The sequence below is a fragment of the Kribbella polygonati genome (genome assembly GCF_050320105.1).
Classification (GTDB): Bacteria; Actinomycetota; Actinomycetes; order Propionibacteriales; family Kribbellaceae; genus Kribbella.
The window spans coordinates 6,768,113-6,783,365 of the sequence record NZ_CP190129.1 but is presented as its reverse complement, the minus strand read 5'-3'; the positions used below and the strand labels follow the sequence as shown (position 1 = coordinate 6,783,365).

The 15,253-nt window shown below is 71.0% G+C and carries 15 protein-coding genes; 7 read left to right on the top strand and 8 right to left on the bottom strand.

All coding sequences use genetic code 11. The annotated features are described in order from the left end of the window. Nucleotides 1–4 precede the first annotated feature (4 nt). Nucleotides 5–1,546: a histidine ammonia-lyase gene (gene hutH / locus ACQHIV_RS32320; protein WP_427887671.1), complete on the bottom strand. Its 1,542-nt coding sequence runs from the start codon at nt 1,544–1,546 to the stop codon at nt 5–7. A 107-nt stretch (nt 1,547–1,653) separates the two neighbouring features. On the opposite strand from hutH, the gene ACQHIV_RS32315 reads away from it, so the two are divergent. The 3 genes from ACQHIV_RS32315 to ACQHIV_RS32305 are packed head-to-tail and all read left to right on the top strand — an operon-like array spanning nt 1,654 to nt 3,507. Next, nucleotides 1,654–2,544, top strand: coding sequence for a GNAT family N-acetyltransferase (locus tag ACQHIV_RS32315; protein ID WP_427887669.1), 891 nt, complete (start codon nt 1,654–1,656; stop codon nt 2,542–2,544). Next, on the top strand, nt 2,541–2,732 hold the full coding sequence (locus ACQHIV_RS32310; protein ID WP_427887667.1) for a hypothetical protein: 192 nt from the start codon (nt 2,541–2,543) through the stop codon (nt 2,730–2,732). Before ACQHIV_RS32315 ends, ACQHIV_RS32310 begins: the two co-directional genes overlap by 4 nt. A gap of 16 nt (nt 2,733–2,748) precedes the next feature. Continuing rightward, nucleotides 2,749–3,507 carry an IclR family transcriptional regulator gene (locus ACQHIV_RS32305; RefSeq protein WP_380203738.1) on the top strand — a complete coding sequence of 253 codons (759 nt, stop codon included), beginning with the start codon at nt 2,749–2,751 and terminating at the stop codon, nt 3,505–3,507. A gap of 339 nt (nt 3,508–3,846) precedes the next feature. Here the strand turns inward: ACQHIV_RS32305 and rpsN are convergent, their stop codons facing one another. Together rpsN and rpmG are read right to left on the bottom strand one after the other, a co-directional pair. After that, a complete protein-coding gene (rpsN, locus tag ACQHIV_RS32300) occupies nt 3,847–4,152 on the bottom strand; it encodes a 30S ribosomal protein S14 (protein ID WP_427887665.1) in 306 nt (101 codons plus the stop codon). After that, nucleotides 4,152–4,319, bottom strand: a complete 168-nt coding sequence (gene rpmG / locus ACQHIV_RS32295) for a 50S ribosomal protein L33 (protein WP_427887664.1) — start codon at nt 4,317–4,319, stop codon at nt 4,152–4,154. The genes rpsN and rpmG overlap by 1 nt, the downstream gene beginning before the upstream one ends. A gap of 54 nt (nt 4,320–4,373) precedes the next feature. Here rpmG and ACQHIV_RS32290 point away from each other — a divergent pair, with 54 nt between their 5' ends. The 4 genes from ACQHIV_RS32290 to ACQHIV_RS32275 all read left to right on the top strand — a co-directional run bounded on the left by ACQHIV_RS32290 (nt 4,374) and on the right by ACQHIV_RS32275 (nt 8,237). Then, nucleotides 4,374–5,447 (top strand): GTP-binding protein, encoded by a 1,074-nt coding sequence (locus tag ACQHIV_RS32290; protein ID WP_427887662.1) that lies wholly within the window; start codon nt 4,374–4,376, stop codon nt 5,445–5,447. Further along, nucleotides 5,444–5,689, top strand: coding sequence for a type B 50S ribosomal protein L31 (locus ACQHIV_RS32285; protein ID WP_427887661.1), 246 nt, complete (start codon nt 5,444–5,446; stop codon nt 5,687–5,689). Before ACQHIV_RS32290 ends, ACQHIV_RS32285 begins: the two co-directional genes overlap by 4 nt. A 103-nt stretch (nt 5,690–5,792) precedes the next feature. Beyond that, on the top strand, nt 5,793–6,743 hold the full coding sequence (locus ACQHIV_RS32280; RefSeq protein WP_427887659.1) for a hypothetical protein: 951 nt from the start codon (nt 5,793–5,795) through the stop codon (nt 6,741–6,743). A gap of 72 nt (nt 6,744–6,815) precedes the next feature. Next, nucleotides 6,816–8,237, top strand: a complete 1,422-nt coding sequence (locus ACQHIV_RS32275; protein ID WP_427887657.1) for an aromatic amino acid lyase — start codon at nt 6,816–6,818, stop codon at nt 8,235–8,237. A 123-nt stretch (nt 8,238–8,360) separates the two neighbouring features. On the opposite strand, the gene ACQHIV_RS32270 is transcribed toward ACQHIV_RS32275, so the two are convergent. The 5 genes from ACQHIV_RS32270 to kdpB form a co-directional block, all read right to left on the bottom strand. Then, nucleotides 8,361–9,203, bottom strand: coding sequence for a hypothetical protein (locus ACQHIV_RS32270; protein WP_427887655.1), 843 nt, complete (start codon nt 9,201–9,203; stop codon nt 8,361–8,363). A 140-nt stretch (nt 9,204–9,343) separates the two neighbouring features. Continuing rightward, a complete protein-coding gene (locus ACQHIV_RS32265) occupies nt 9,344–10,021 on the bottom strand; it encodes a response regulator (RefSeq protein ID WP_427887654.1) in 678 nt (225 codons plus the stop codon). Then, nucleotides 10,018–12,576 (bottom strand): DUF4118 domain-containing protein, encoded by a 2,559-nt coding sequence (locus ACQHIV_RS32260; protein WP_427887652.1) that lies wholly within the window; start codon nt 12,574–12,576, stop codon nt 10,018–10,020. Before ACQHIV_RS32260 ends, ACQHIV_RS32265 begins: the two co-directional genes overlap by 4 nt. A 7-nt stretch (nt 12,577–12,583) precedes the next feature. Continuing rightward, the gene (gene kdpC, locus ACQHIV_RS32255; RefSeq protein ID WP_427887651.1) at nt 12,584–13,153 is read right to left on the bottom strand and encodes a potassium-transporting ATPase subunit KdpC; all 570 of its coding nucleotides are present in this window, start codon (nt 13,151–13,153) and stop codon (nt 12,584–12,586) included. A 25-nt stretch (nt 13,154–13,178) separates the two neighbouring features. Then, on the bottom strand, nt 13,179–15,245 hold the full coding sequence (kdpB, locus tag ACQHIV_RS32250; protein ID WP_427896608.1) for a potassium-transporting ATPase subunit KdpB: 2,067 nt from the start codon (nt 15,243–15,245) through the stop codon (nt 13,179–13,181). Nucleotides 15,246–15,253: the final 8 nt, after the last annotated feature.

Here is a 15,253-nt window from a genome sequence, read left to right as displayed (position 1 = left end):
CCTTTCAGTTCAGCGGGCCGGTGACGGCCTCGGTCGCTTCGACGTAGGTGCCGTTGGCAACGAGTTGGACGGAGTGCTCGAGTTCGGGGGCGAGGAACCGGTCGGTGGCCGGACCCTCGACGTACTCCCGCAGTACCGCCCGGGCGGCCGCCGTCGCCGGGGCCGGGGTGAGCGGGGCGCGCAGGTCGAGCGCCCGCGCGGCGGTGAGGATCTCGATCGCGAGGACGCGCTGCAGACCGTCGACGGCCTTGCGCAGCTTGCGGGCGGCGGACCAGCCCATCGAGACGTGGTCCTCCTGCATCGCGCTGCTCGGGATCGAGTCGACGCTGGCCGGTACGGCGAGCCGCTTCAGCTCGGACACGATCGCGGCCTGGGTGTACTGGGCGATCATGTGGCCGCTGTCGACGCCCGGGTCGTCGGCGAGGAACGCGTTCAGCCCGTGGTTGCGGGCGACGTCGAGGAAGCGGTCGGTACGGCGCTCGCTGATGCTCGCCAGGTCCGCGACGGCGATCGCGAGGAAGTCGAGGACGTATCCGATCGGCGCGCCGTGGAAGTTGCCGTTGGACTCGACCCTCCCGTCCGGGAGCACGACCGGGTTGTCGATCGCGGCGGCGAGTTCGTTGGTCGCCACGTTCAGCGCATGCGCCGCGGTGTCGCGGGCGGCGCCGTGGACCTGGGGTGAACAGCGCAGCGAGTACGCGTCCTGGACGCGGTTGCAGTCCGGGCCGCGGTGGCTGGCGACGATCGCGCTGTCCTTGAGGATCGCGCGCAGGTTGGCCGCGGCTTTTCCTTGACCGGGCTGCGGGCGCAGGGCCTGCAGGTCCGCGGCGAACACGCGGTCGGTGGCGAGCTGGGCCTCGACGCTCATCGCGGCGGCCAGGTCGGCGGTCTTGAACAGCCGGTCGAGGTCGGCGAGCGCGAGGACCAGCATGCCGAGCATGCCGTCGGTCCCGTTGATCAGCGCGAGGCCTTCCTTCTCCGCGAGCACGACCGGGGTCAGGTTGTGCTGTCGCAGCGCGTCGCCGGCGTCGAGAAGGTTGCCGTCGGCATCGCGGACCTTGCCCTCGCCGAGGATCGCCAGCGCGACGTGCGACAGCGGCGCGAGGTCCCCGGAGCAGCCGAGGCTGCCGTACTCGTGCACGACCGGTGTCAGGTGCGCGTTCAGCAGACCGGCGTACGCCTGGGCGGTCTCGACCTTCACCCCGGTGCGGCCAGTGGCGAGGGTGGAGAGCCGGAGCAGGGCGAGCGCGCGGACGACCTCGGTCTCCACCTCGGGGCCGGAGCCGGCCGCGTGCGACCGGATCAGGCTGCGCTGCAGCTGCGCCCGCAGTTCCGGCGCGATGTGCCGGGTGGCGAGCGCGCCGAACCCGGTCGAGACGCCGTAGTGCGGGGTGTCCGCATGGGCCAGCGCCTCGATCGCGGCGCGTGACTTCGCGATCTCCTCGAGGGCCTGGTCGTCGATCCGTACCTGCGCGCCGTACCGCGCCACCGCGACCACCTGGGCCGGGGTCAGCGGGCCGACGCCGACAATCACCGTCTGTTCCACCCGAACATTGCACCGCGCCGGACCGGTCCCGGCCAGCAGCGCCGGACCACTTTCCGTCTCGGATCTGAGACGAGGGTGGCGACCCTCGGTAGTCGTAGGGTTCGGGCATGGTGTTCGAGATCCGGGCGGCGCGGCCGGAAGACGCGGTAGGAATCGCCCGGGTCTGGGCCGCCACGATGCCGCACCTGGTGAAGACGGCGCGGGCCGTCGAGCTGCAACTGCGGCACGGTCGCTCGCAGGAGGTGCTGATCGCCGTCGACGGCGCCGACGTGGTCGGGTACGCGAACCTGTACCGCCCGCCGGCGGATGCCGAGGCGCCGCGGGTGCGGATCACGCTGCAGGTGCCCTCGGCGTACCGCGGTCGCGGGATCGGGACCGCCCTGCTCGAGGCGATCACGGCGCGGGCACGGGAGCTCGGGGCCGGCCGGTTGCTGACCGCGGTGGCCGAGGACTCGACCGGGTTCGCGGAGCGGCAGGGGTTCGCGGTGGGGCGTCGGATGACGCATTCCACGGCCGACCTCACCGCCGTACGGGAGCCGCTCCCGGTGCCGGACGGCCTGCGGCTGGCGACGTACGACGAGCTCGAGCCGCGGCAGCTGTACGACGCCGAGGTCCAGGTGCGCGACGACGACCCGAGCGGGCTGTCCGGCGGGCCGGCGTACGAGGAATGGGTCCGTACGTCGTGGGAGAACCCGGACAACCGGTACGACCTGAGCGTCGCCGTACTCGACGGGGACCGGGTGCTGTCGTTCGTGACCACGACCGCCGACCCGGACCGCCGGGTGATCTGGTCGAACCTGACCGGGACCATCCCGTCGGCGCGCGGGCGCGGCCTCGCGAAGATGGCGAAGTCGGCGGCGCTGGCGCGGTCGCGGGACGCCGGGTTCACCGTCGCCTCCACCGGGAACGACGCGGCGAACGCGCCGATGCTGGCGGTCAACCGGTGGCTCGGGTACCGGGAGACGTCGGGCGCGTGGACCGCGGAGAAGCCGCTGTGAAGCGGTTCGTCGTCTCGCTGGTGGTGTTCCTGGTGCTGTCGTTCGGCGTCGGGATCGCGGTCTCCGGGCCGGAGTTCATCGACTGGGGCGTGGCGGTCGGCCTGTTCGTGATCGCGGTCGCCGGGGAGAGCTTCCGCTTCTGGCTGTCCCGCAGCCGCGCCAAGAAGCAGGATTCGTCCGGGGTGTAAGGGTTACGCTGCCGTTGTGAGCGGCAACGTTCCCGCCTCGACCCGCACGCTGCGGGTGCTGACGTTCCTGGCCACCCAGCCCGGGCCGGTGCCGATGGAGCGCATCGCCTCCGCGGTCGGGCTGCCGCGCTCGTCGACGTACCACTTGCTGCGGGCAATGATCGACGAGGGGTACGTCGTACATCTGCCCGAGGAGAAGCGGTACGGGCTCGGGGTGGCGGCGTTCGAGATCGGGTCGGCGTACCTGCGACACGACCCGCTCGAGCGGTTGGCGCGGCCGTTGCTGGTGCAGCTGGTGCACGAGGTGGGGCAGACCGCGCATCTCGGCGTACTGCACGGCCGGGAGCTGGTGTACCTGCTGAAGGAACAGCCGCCGCGGCCGGTCACGCTGGTGACGGACGTCGGCGTACGCCTGCCCGCCACCCTCACCGCGTCCGGGCGCGCACTGCTCGCCGAGCTACCGCCGGCTCAGGTCCGGGCGCTGTTCCCGTCGACGGAATCGTTCGTCCGCCGAACCGACCTAGGACCGCAGTCGCTCAGCCAACTCCGCCGAATCCTCGCCGACGAGAAGCGCCAAGGCTTCGCCGTGGAGGACTCCTTCATCACCCCCGGCATGGCATCGGTAGCCAGCGCCGCCGTAGACCACGCCGGCCACCCGGTAGCCGCCATCTCGGTAACCTTCCGCACCGACACAGTCCCGCCGACGGATCGCCCCCACCTGGCCCACAAAATCCGCCAAGCCGCCAAAGCCCTGACCCGCCGCCTCCACGGCTAGAACAACTAACAGGCGAGGTGTAACCGGCGCGGGAACAGCTGACAGGCGAGGTGGAACCAGCAGACGGAACCAGAACGGAGCGTGCCACCAGCAGCGGGTGCCGACGCAACTGCTGCTGGCGGGGGGCTGGCGGCGGCTGCTGACTGTTACTGACGGCGGGTGCCGGCGGCTGACTGCTACTGACGGCGGGTGCCGGCGGCTGGCGGCGGCTGCTGGCGGCGGCTGCTGGCGGCGGCTGCTGGCGGTGAGGGCTGGCGGATGTCCCGCGCGGGTCGCCTACCCGTGACCTGGCCGGGGTGTCACGTGCTGCAACACGAGGGGTTTCCCCTCCTGTTCCTCCTACCAAGACGACTTGGTGACTCCGGGGAGTTCGCCGCGGTGGGCCAGGTCGCGGAAGTGGATGCGGGACAGCCCGGCTTTGCCGACGTAGCCGCGGGGGCGGCCGTCGATGGTGTCACGGTTGCGGATGCGGGTGGGGCTGGCGTCTCGGGGGAGTTGCTGGAGACGGGTGACGGCGTCGGCGCGGGCTGCAGCGGACGTGGTGGGGGCGGCGATGATCGCCTTGAGGGACGTGCGCCGGGCGGCGTGCTGGGACGCTACGCGGCGGCGGTGGTTGTTCCTGGCGATCTTCGCCGCGGTTGCCACTACCGCTCTTCGCGGAAGTCGACGTGGGTGCGGACGGTGCGGTCGTACTTGCGGATCACCAACCGGTCGGGATTGTTCCGGCGGTTCTTCCGCGTTACATAGGTGTACCCGGTGCCGGCAGTGCTGCGGAGTTTGACGATCGGCCGGAGGTCGTTGCGCTTTGCCATACCGCACAGGGTACATTGTACTGGTTATCGTTTTCAATAAGACGAGGAGAGCCGATGCTGCCGGTGACCTTGCTGACGGGGCTCGGCGACGGGTTCCGCGGGGCCGTCGCGGGCAACCTGCTGGCCGAGGCCGGGCCGGCCGGCGTGCTGGTGGAGTACGACGTACGCGACCTGACCGCCGTCGTCCGCACCGCCCGGACCGCCGCCGGGGTGATCGACCGTGAGGTCATCACGATGGCCCACCCCTGCGTCTCCTGCGCGCTGCGCGGTTCCCTCGTCGAGCTCCTCGCGAGCATCGCGGCCGTCGAGCGGTACGCCGTGGCGATCGTCGACGTACCGGCCGCCGGCGACACGCACGCGATCACGACCGAGATCGACCAGCACCCCGACCTCCACGTCGACCGCGTCCTCACCAGCGTCGACACCACGCTCCTCCTCGAGAACCTGCAAGGCGAGGACCTGCTCCGCGAGCGCGGCATCCCGACCGCGGCCGAGGACGGGCGGGCGACCGCGGAGGTCGTCGTACGGCAGCTCGAGTACGCCGACGCCGCCGTCCTGAGCACCGCCCACGTACCCACCGCCCGGCTCCTCCAGGCGATCAACCCGCGCCTCACGACCCACACCAGCCCGGCGCACCTCCTCGCCGTACGTCCCCAACTCCCCCGCACCGTCGAGCCAGGCTCCGTCGCCGCGCCCGCGGACGGGCTCACGTTCGGCTGGCAGGCCGCCCGGCCGTTCCATCCCGAGCGGCTGTACGACGCCCTCGAGGACCTGGTCGCCGGTACGGTCCGCGGCCGCGGCACGCTCTGGATCGCGACCCAGCACCGACGCCGCGTCAGCTGGGACAGCTTCGGGACCAACGTCGTGTTCGGTGTCCTCGGTCCGTGGCTGGCCGACCTCCCCGCGGACCGCTGGCCGTCCGTCGGGCAGCAGCACCAGGCCCGGTCGGCGTTGGAGTGGCACCCCGAGTACGGCGACCGCGCGTCGTACCTGTCGCTGACCGGCCCCGCGCTCGACGCCCGGGAATTACAGCGCCTCCTCGACGGTTGTGTACTCCGTGCGGACGAAGCGGTGCACCCCCTGACCGACCCGTTCGCCCCCTACTTGGAAGGAAGTACCGCAGCATGAAGAAGGACATCCACCCCGACTACCGCCGGGTCGTCTTCAGGGACAAGTCCGGCAACTTCAGCTTCCTCACCGGTTCGACCCGCGAGAGCACCGAGACCGTCGTCTGGACGGACGGGAACACCTACCCCGTCGTCGACGTCGAGATCTCGTCCGCGAGCCACCCGTTCTACACGGGCCAGCAGCGCGTGATGGACACCCAGGGCCGCGTGGAGAAGTTCAAGAGGCGCTACGGCCAGAAGTGACCCCGACAGCCCGTCAGGCAACTGACGGGCTGTTTTCTTTGGTCGCACCGCCCGGCACCGAAGATGGACGATCCGCCGGCCGCGATGCCCTAGCGTCGAGAGCGTGAAGCGTTGGGCCGTGGCGTTGTTCTTCCTCGCACCGTTCGTCGGCGAGTTCCTGCTCGGGAACCAGCCGATCGGCAAGCTCGGCTCGATCTTCCTGTTCGCCCCGATGTACGGCGGCGGCGCGGTGCTGATCCGCGAGGTCGCCCGCCGGTACCGGCTCGGTTGGACCGGGATCGTGCTGATGGCCCTCGCGTACGGGCTCCTCGAGGAGGGGCCGATCGACCAGATGCTGTTCAATCCGGCGTACGTCGGACTCGACAGCTTCGACGGTATGGCGGTGATCCCCGGGCTGGGGATCAGCCTGACGCTGCTGCAGGGCACCGTCACGCTGCACACGATCTGGAGCATCTGCGTACCGATCGCGCTGATCGAGGCCTGCGCTCCGCGCGAGCCCTGGCTGCGGCGCGGCGGGCTGATCGCGGTCGCGGCGATCTTCGTCGTCGGCTCGACGTTGCTCGGGGTGATGCAGGCCGTCGGCTTTCACTTCGTCGCCTCCCCCGCCGAGTTCGCGGGCTCCGCCGTGGTGATCCTCGGGCTGGTCACGCTGGCGTTCGTCCTCGGGCGTCGTACGCCGCGACCGGCCGACGGCGACGTACCGCGGCCGCTCGTCGTGGGACTGACCGGGTTCGCGCTGACGAGCGTGTACTGGCTCGAGTCGATCGTCTTCCCGGACGCGAACGAGTGGATCTCGGCCGCCTGGTGGTTCGTGCTGTTCGGCGTCGCGACGGCGGTCGTCCTGCGTTGGGCGCGGCGTCGTACCTGGACTCCCCGCCATACCCTCGCACTCGCGACCGGCGCGCTCCTCACCTACGCCTGGGCCGGGTTCAGCCAGGCCCGCGAGCTGGACCATCCGTCCTTCCTCGGCAACGCCTTCTTCGCTCTGGTGGCGGTCGCACTGGCAATCTTCGTCTGGCACCGAAACCCTGCACGGCCGGTGCCGCCGACCTGACGTCTCGGATCCGAGACGGAGGATCCCGCGTGCCGGGTGTCCCCGGGCGGTCGCCGGTTCCACACTGTGCAGATGGAACCGGTCGAGCTCTCGGGTGCCGGGCTGGCGCCGCTCGACGCTGTCGCGCTGGGGCAGCGGCGTACCGCGGTGCGGCTGAGCGACGACGCGCGGAAACGGATGCGTGAGTCGGCGCAGGTGGTCGCCGAGGTGGCGGCGAGGCGGCCGGTGTACGGGCGGACGACCGGGGTCGGGGCGAACCGCGACGTCCTCACGTCCGACCCCGAGCACGGTGCGCGGCTGCTCGCGTCGCACTCGACGACCGGTACGACGTCGTACCCGAAGGACGTGGTCCGGCTCGGGCTGCTGATCCGGGTGAACCAGCTCGCGGCCGGCGGGTCGGGCCTCGACCCGGCGGTCGCCGACGCGATCGTTGGCCTGCTCAACGACGACGACCTGCCCGACCTGCACCGCGGCGGCGCGATCGGCACCGGCGACCTCGGCCCGCTCGCCGAACTCGGCCTCGCGCTCGGCGACGTCATCGACGGCACCAGCGCACTCCCGCTGCTGTCCAGCAACGCGTTCACGCTCGCGGAGTGCTGCCTCGCGTACGTCGAGGCGGCCACGCTGATCGAGGTCGTACCGCTGGTCGGCGCCCTCACCCACGTCGCGCTCCGCGGCAACGCCGAGGTGTACGACGCCCGCGTCCACGAGGCCCGCCCGCAACCCGGGCAGCTCCGGGTCGCCCGCCGGATGCGCGACCTCCTCGACGGCCTGCCGATCCGGCCCGCCCGGATCCAGGACCCGTTCGGGCTGAGGGCCTTCGCGCAGGTCCTCGGACCGGCCGTCGACCACTCCGATGCCCTGGGCAACAGCGTGCGGATCGACATCAACGCCGCCGCGGAGAATCCGCTGGTGGCCGGCGACACCGTGCTGCACAACGGCAACTGGCACGCGATGCCGATCGCGCTCGCGCTGGACTCGCTCCGGCTCAGCCTGCACAGCGTGGCCACCCTCTCCACCACCCGCGTCGCGAACCTGGTCGACCCGGACTACACGGGTCTCAGCCGCTTCCTCGCCAGCGGCGCCGAGGCGAGCTCGGGCGTGATGATGATCGAGTACGTCGCCCACGACGCGCTCGCCGCGGTCCGGTCCGCCGCCCAGCCCGCAACCCTCGGTACGGCGACCCTGTCCCGCGGCGCCGAACTCCACGCGAGCTTCGCCCCGCAGGCCGCCGTACTGACCAAGCAGCTCCTGGACGCGCTCCGCGAGGTCCTCGCCAGCGAGCTCGTCACCGCGGTCCGCGCGATCCGGCTGGCCGGGCTGACCCCCGACGACCTCGCCCCCGCATCCGTCGGCCCGTGGCTGGCCGACGCCCTCGCCGCACTCCCCGGCGACCTCACCGACCGTTCCCTGCGTGAGGACCTCGAGATCGCCCGCGGCCTCCTCACCCAGTGGGGCGACCGCCAGGTCGAACACCCAGCCGAGTCCGGCTAGCCGTACCGAAGAACGGGTAGTGGTCGGCCCCGTCGGCGACCGTCACGCTCAGCACCGCCCGCCGAGGCAGGGTATTCCGGCACCATTACCCGTTCATCGGTACAGCAGCTGCAACTGCCGCGGTCAGAGGCGGTTGTATGCCTTGAGGGTGCGGAGGGCGCCGACGGTGACGATGCCGCGGTACTCGAGGACGGCGGCGGGTCCCGGGGGTTCCCAGGTGATGGCCCAGCCGCCGTCGGGTTGCTGGTCGGCGATCAGGCGGTCGAGATGGGCGTCGAGCTGTTCGTCGGTGAAGAGCGGCCGCCAGACACTGTCCGGCGTCGGCGCGAACCCCAGCGGCGTCACGCCGTACGACGGGTCGGCCGCGTCGGCGCGGAAGTGCGCGAGCTTCGGGAGCCACTCGCGGATCCGGTCGAGGTCGACGTCCTCCCGCGGCGCGAGGAACTGCAGCACCTCGCTCATGCCGTGCGCGTCCTCCGGGAGGCCGTTCGCGAGTTCGGCCTCGCACCAGGCGGCGGCCTGGTCCCGCCACGGGTGCTCGATGCCCAGCTTGTGCAGCCGGCCGACGAGCCCGGCGGTCGGGTTCAGGCCCGGCTGGTACGTCCACTCGGTGATGTGCTCGGCTCGCGGGTACCCCTCGACGGCCGGCCCGCACAGCGGTACGGCGCCGTCCGGCGTCGCGACCGTGGCGAGCCAGTCGACGGCCCGCCGGACCATGTCGTCGTCGCGCGCACCGGCCGCGAGCAGCGTGTCGAACGCGACCTCGACGTCGAGCGGCAGGCTGTCCGGGCACCGCTTGTCCGGCTCCAGCCCCCACCCGAATCCCCCGTCGGCGTTCTGGAACCCGCGCAGCGCGTCCACCACGCCGCGCGCGTCCGCCCCCTCGAAAACCGTCGCGAAGAGCCGCCGCTCGACCAGTCGAGCATCCCGCCGTACGAAGTCCCGTGCTGCCGTGAAGATGTCCATGCCCACACCCTCCCCCACGTCGGCCGCACCAGTCTTGAACGAAACGGACGCCCAGGCCATCACAATCGGCCGCTCCGCCGGCCGATGAGCGGGCGGCGGGCCGCCGGGCGCTCATTGTGATGGCCTGGCGGTCCGAGCTTTCACGGTTCGAAGCGGTAGCCCATGCCTGGTTCGGTGAGGAGGTGCTTCGGGCGGGCGGGGTCGGGTTCGAGTTTGCGACGGAGCTGGCCCATGTAGAAGCGCAGGTTGCCGCTGGCCGTCTCATAGCCGGGGCCCCACACCTCGGTGAGCAGCTGGCGTTGCGAGAGGAGCTTGCCGGGGTTGCGGACGAGCACCTCCAGCAGGTGCCACTCGGTCGGGGTGAGCCGGATGTCCTCGCCGGTCTCCAGCGTGACGCGCTTCGCGGCGAGGTCGACCGCGATACCGCCGACGGTGACCATCGGCTGGTCCTGGGCGATGTTGCTGCGGCGCAGTACGGCGCGCATCCGGGCGAGCAGCTCGTCGATCCCGAACGGTTTCGTCACGTAGTCGTCGGCGCCGGCGTCCAGCGCCTCCACCTTGTCGGTCTGGTCGGTCCGCCCGGACAGCACCAGGATCGGCGCGTCGGTCCACCCGCGCAGCCCGCGGATCACGTCGACGCCATCGAAGTCCGGCAGCCCGAGGTCGAGGATCACCAGCTCCGGCGGGTGCTGCGCCGCCACCTTCAACGCCGCCGTACCGGTGCCGGCCAGGTGCACCTCGTACCCCCGCGCCTTCAGGTTGATCTGTAACGCCCGCACGATCTGCGGCTCGTCGTCCACCACGAGGACCCTGGTCATTCGATCTCTCCTGACCTTTCGCGGGCGCCTGGAACCGGGGTCTCCGAGGCCTGCGCCGCGGGAATCGAGACCACCATCGTCAGTCCACCACCTGGCGTGTCCTCGGGCTGCAGGGTGCCGTGCATCGCCTCGGCGAGGCCGCGGGCGAGCGCCAGCCCGAGCCCGACGCCGACCGTGTTGTCGGTGTCGCCGAGCCGCTGGAACGGCGCGAACACCCGGTCCCGGTGCTGCTGCGGGATCCCCGGGCCGCGGTCGATCACCCGGACCTCGACGGTGGCGCCGAGCGCGCTCCCGGTGACCAGCGGCGGCCGTCCGGGCGGCGAGTACCGGATCGCGTTCGCGAGCAGGTTCGCGACCACGCGCTCGAGCAGCGCCGGATCCGCCTCGACCAGCGGGAGCGTGTGCGGGATGTCCACGGTCACCTGGTCGGCGTCGTCACCGACCTCGGACAGTACGCCGGGGAGGATCTCGTCGAGCGCCATCGGCCGCGTGAACACGGGCAGTACGCCGGCCTGCAGGCGACTCAGGTCCAGCAGGTTGTCCACCAGCCGCGACAGCCGGTCCAGCGATTCGTCCGCCGTCTCCAGCAGCTCGGCCCGCTCGGACTCGCTCCACTCCACGTCGTCGCTGCGCAGTGACGTCACCGAGGCCTTCGCCGACGCCAGCGGGGACCGCAGGTCGTGCCCGACCGCCCGGAGCAACGCCGTACGGAGCTTGTCGGCCTCGGCCAGCGGCTTCGCCTCCGCGGCCGCCTCGCTCAGCCGGGCGCGATCGACGAGCGCTGCCGCGTGCGCCGCGAACGCGCCGACCAGCCGCCGTTCGTCCGCCTCCAGCTGATGCCCCTGCAGCACCAGCACCAGGTCGTCGCGCGCCGGGATCTCCGCGTCCGCCTCCTCGGGCCGGGTGCACGTGAGTACGCCGGTGGACGCGAGCGGCCGCCATTCCTCAGTCAGCTCGTCCTCGTCGACCCGCTCCATCAGGCACGCGCCGGTCATCCCGAACGCCTCGCGGACCCGCTCCAGCAGGGCGGGCAGCGCGGTCTCGCCCCGCAGTACCGAACCGGCCAGGGTCGCCAGCGTCTCCGACTCCGCGGCCGCCCGGGCCGCCTGTCTGGTCCGCCGCGCCGCCCGGTCCACGACCGTACTCACCATCGCCGCGACCAGGATGAAGATCAGCAGCGCCAGCGCGTTGTTCAGCTCGGCGATCGTGAAGGTCCGCTTCGGCGGCGTGAAGAACCAGTTCAGGACCAGCGATCCCGCGATCGCGGTCAGCATCGCCGGCCACATCCCGCCGACCAGCGCCACGATCACGACCGCGAGCAGGAACGCCAGCACGTTGCTGGTCAGGTTCAGCGTGTCGCCGCCGAGCCCGAGGACCAGCGCGAGCAGTGGCTGCAGGACGATCGCCAGGACGAACCCCTGGATCTTCCGCTTCCGGGACAAGCTCCCCCGCATCCGCGGCAACCGTCCCCGGCCCATCAGCGAGTGCGTGACGATGTGTACGTCGATGTCGCCGGAGTCACGGATCGTCGTCGACCCGATCCCGGGACCGGTGAGCAGGGTCGAGACGCGGCTGCGGCGAGATCCGCCGAGGACCAGCTGGGTCGCGTTCTCCGCCTTCGCGAAGGTCAGCAGCGCGGCCGGGATGTCGTCGCCGACGACCTGGTGGTAGGTGCCGCCGAGCTGCTCGACCAGGTTCCGCTGCTCGGCGAGCTTGCTCGGGTTCGCGCCGGTCAGCCCGTCGGAGCGGGCCACGTGGACGGCGAGCAGGTCCCCGCCGGACGACCGGGCCGCGATCCTGGCGGCCCGCCGGATCAGCGTCTCGCCCTCGGGCCCGCCGGTGAGCGCGACCACGACCCGCTCCCGGGCCTCCCAGGTGGAGTCGATGTCGTGCTCGGCGCGGTACTGCTGCAGGCCGGCGTCGACCCGGTCCGCCAGCCAGAGCAGCGCGAGCTCCCGGAGCGCGGACAGGTTGCCGACCCGGAAGTAGTTGCCCAGGGCAGCGTCGATCTTGTCGGCAGCGTACACGTTGCCGTGCGCCATCCGCCGGCGCAGCGCCTCCGGCGTCATGTCGACCAGCTCGATCTGGTCCGCGGCCCGGACCACCCGGTCCGGGACGGTCTCCTGCTGCGGTACGCCGGTGATCTTCTCGACCACGTCGTTGATCGACTCGAGGTGCTGGATGTTGACCGCCGAGATCACGTCAATCCCGGCGGCCAGCAGCTCCTCGATGTCCTGCCAGCGCTTCTCGTTCCGGCTGCCCGGGATGTTCGTGTGCGCCAGCTCGTCGACCAGCGCGACCTCGGGCCGCCGGGCCAGTACGGCGTCCAGGTCCAGCTCGGTGAAGCTGGCACCGCGGTAGTCGACGATCCGCCGCGGCACCACCTCGAGCCCTTCGAGCATCTCGGCGGTGTGCTCCCGCCCGTGCGTCTCGACGAGCCCGACCACGACGTCGGTCCCACGGGCATGCCGGCGCCGGCCCTCGCCCAGCATCTTGTACGTCTTGCCGACACCGGGCGCGGCACCGAGATAGACCCGCAGGTGCCCGCGCTTCATACTGCGATCATGCCAGCGCCGCGTTGAGCGTGACGACATTGACGTACGGCTCCCCCAGGAAGCCCAGGACGCGGCCGTGCGTGTTGTCCTTCACCAGCTGCTTCACCCGGTCCACGGACAACCCACGCTCGCGCGCCACCCGCGCGACCTGGATCGCGGCGTACGCCGGGCTGATGCCCGGGTCGAGCCCGCTGCCGCTCGCGGTGACCGCGTCCGGCGGAACCTGTGCCGGTGCGACGCCGTTGAATTTGGCGACCTCCTGCCGCCGCTGGTCGATCAGCTTGACCAGCTCCGGGTTGTTCGGTCCGTACTGCGACGCGCCGCTGCCTTCCCCGTTGTAGTTCACGGCCGACGGCCTGGTCTGGAACCACTGGGCGCCCTTGTACTCCTGGCCGATCAGGTCGGAGGCGACCGGCTTGCCGTTCACCGTGACGATCGAACCGTTGGCGTTCCCGTGGAACAGCGCCTGCGCGGCGCCGGTCATGAACAGCGGGTACACGACGCCGAGGACCACGGTGAACACCAGCAGCACCCGGACCGCCACACCGAGTTGACGCAGATTGCTTGTCATTGACAACTACCCCTTCAACAATCAAACACAGTTAGCGGAGACCGGGGATCAGCGAGATCACCAGGTCGAGGAGCTTGATACCGACGAACGGCGAGATCAGGCCGCCGACGCCGTAGATCAGCAGGTTCCGGCGCAGCATCGCCGACGCAGACGACGGCTTGTACCGCACGCCGCGCAGCGCCAGCGGCACCAGCAGCACGATGATCAGCGCGTTGAACACGATCGCGGACACGATCGCCGACTGCGGCGAGTGCAGGCCCATGATGTTCAGCTTCGCCAACCCCGGGTACGCCGAGGCGAACAGCGCCGGCAGGATCGCGAAGTACTTCGCCACGTCGTTCGCGATCGAGAACGTGGTCAGCGAACCGCGGGTGATCAGCAACTGCTTGCCGATCTCGACGATCTCGATCAGCTTGGTCGGGTTGGAGTCGAGGTCGACCATGTTGCCGGCCTCCTTTGCGGCCGACGTACCGGAGTTCATCGCGACGCCGACGTCGGCCTGCGCGAGCGCGGGCGCGTCGTTGGTGCCGTCACCGGTCATCGCGACCAGCCGGCCGCCCTCCTGCTCCTTCTTGATCAGCGCCATCTTGTCCTCGGGCGTCGCCTCGGCCAGGAAGTCGTCGACCCCGGCCTCGTCGGCGATCGCCTTCGCGGTCAGCGCGTTGTCGCCGGTGATCATCACGGTCCGGATGCCCATCGCGCGCATCTGGTCGAACCGCTCCCGCATGCCCGCCTTGACCACGTCCTTGAGGTGGATCACGCCGAGCGCCCGCGCCGTACCGTCGATGCTCTCGGCAACGACCAGCGGCGTACCGCCCGACGCGGAGATGCCGTCGACGATCTCGCCGAGCTGCGCGTCCGTCGTACCGCCGTGCTGCCCGATCCACGCGTTCACGGCACCGGCCGCGCCCTTGCGGATCTGCCGGTTGTCGACGTCCACGCCGCTCATCCGGGTCTGCGCGGTGAACTCCACGAACGTTGCGTGCGGCAACTCTCCGGTGTGCCGCTCGCGCAGCCCGTACCCGGTCTTCGCCAGTACGACGATCGACCGGCCTTCCGGCGTCTCGTCGGCCAGGCTGGAGAGCTGGGCCGCGTCGGCCAGCTCGGTGTCGGACACACCGGCGACCGGGATGAACTCGGCCGCCTGCCGGTTCCCCAGCGTGATCGTGCCGGTCTTGTCCAGCAGCAGGGTGTTCACGTCGCCGGCGGCCTCGACCGCGCGGCCGGACATCGCCAGTACGTTGCGCTGCACCAGCCGGTCCATGCCGGCGATCCCGATCGCGGACAGCAGCGCGCCGATCGTGGTCGGGATCAGGCAGACCAGCAGGGCCACCAGGATCACGACGTTCAGGTCGATCCGGGCGTACTTCGCGAACGGCGGCAGCGTGACGGTGGCGACCAGGAACACGATGGTCAGGCTGGCCAGCAGGATGTTCAGCGCGATCTCGTTCGGGGTCTTCTGCCGGGCGGCGCCCTCGACCAGCGCGATCATCCGGTCGATGAAGCTCTCGCCGGGCTTGGTGGTGATCTTCACGACGATCCGGTCCGACAGCACCTTCGTACCGCCGGTGACCGCGCTCCGGTCGCCGCCGGACTCCCGGATCACCGGAGCCGACTCGCCGGTGATCGCCGACTCGTCCACCGACGCCACGCCCTCGACGACGTCCCCGTCGCCCGGGATGATCTGGCCGGCCTCGACGACGACCAGGTCGCCCAGCCGCAGCTGGGTCGCCGGCACCTCTTCCTCTTCGTCGCCGAGAAGTCTGCGAGCGGTGGTCTCGGTCTTGGCCCGGCGCAGCGTCTCGGCCTGGGCCTTGCCGCGGCCTTCGGCGACCGCCTCCGCGAGGTTCGCGAAGATCACGGTCAGCCAGAGCCAGACCACGATCCACCAGACGAACACGCTGGAGTCGGTGAACGCGAACACCGTCGACGCGACCGCACCCACCTCGACCACGAACATGACCGGGTTCTTCACCATCACCCGCGGATCGAGCTTCTTCAGCGCGTCCGGCAGGGAACGGAGCAGCATCTTCGGGTCGAACAGACCCGACGGTGCTCTCTTCGGGGTCACCGCCGGCTTCGAGGCAGGCGGGTTCATCAGCGTGG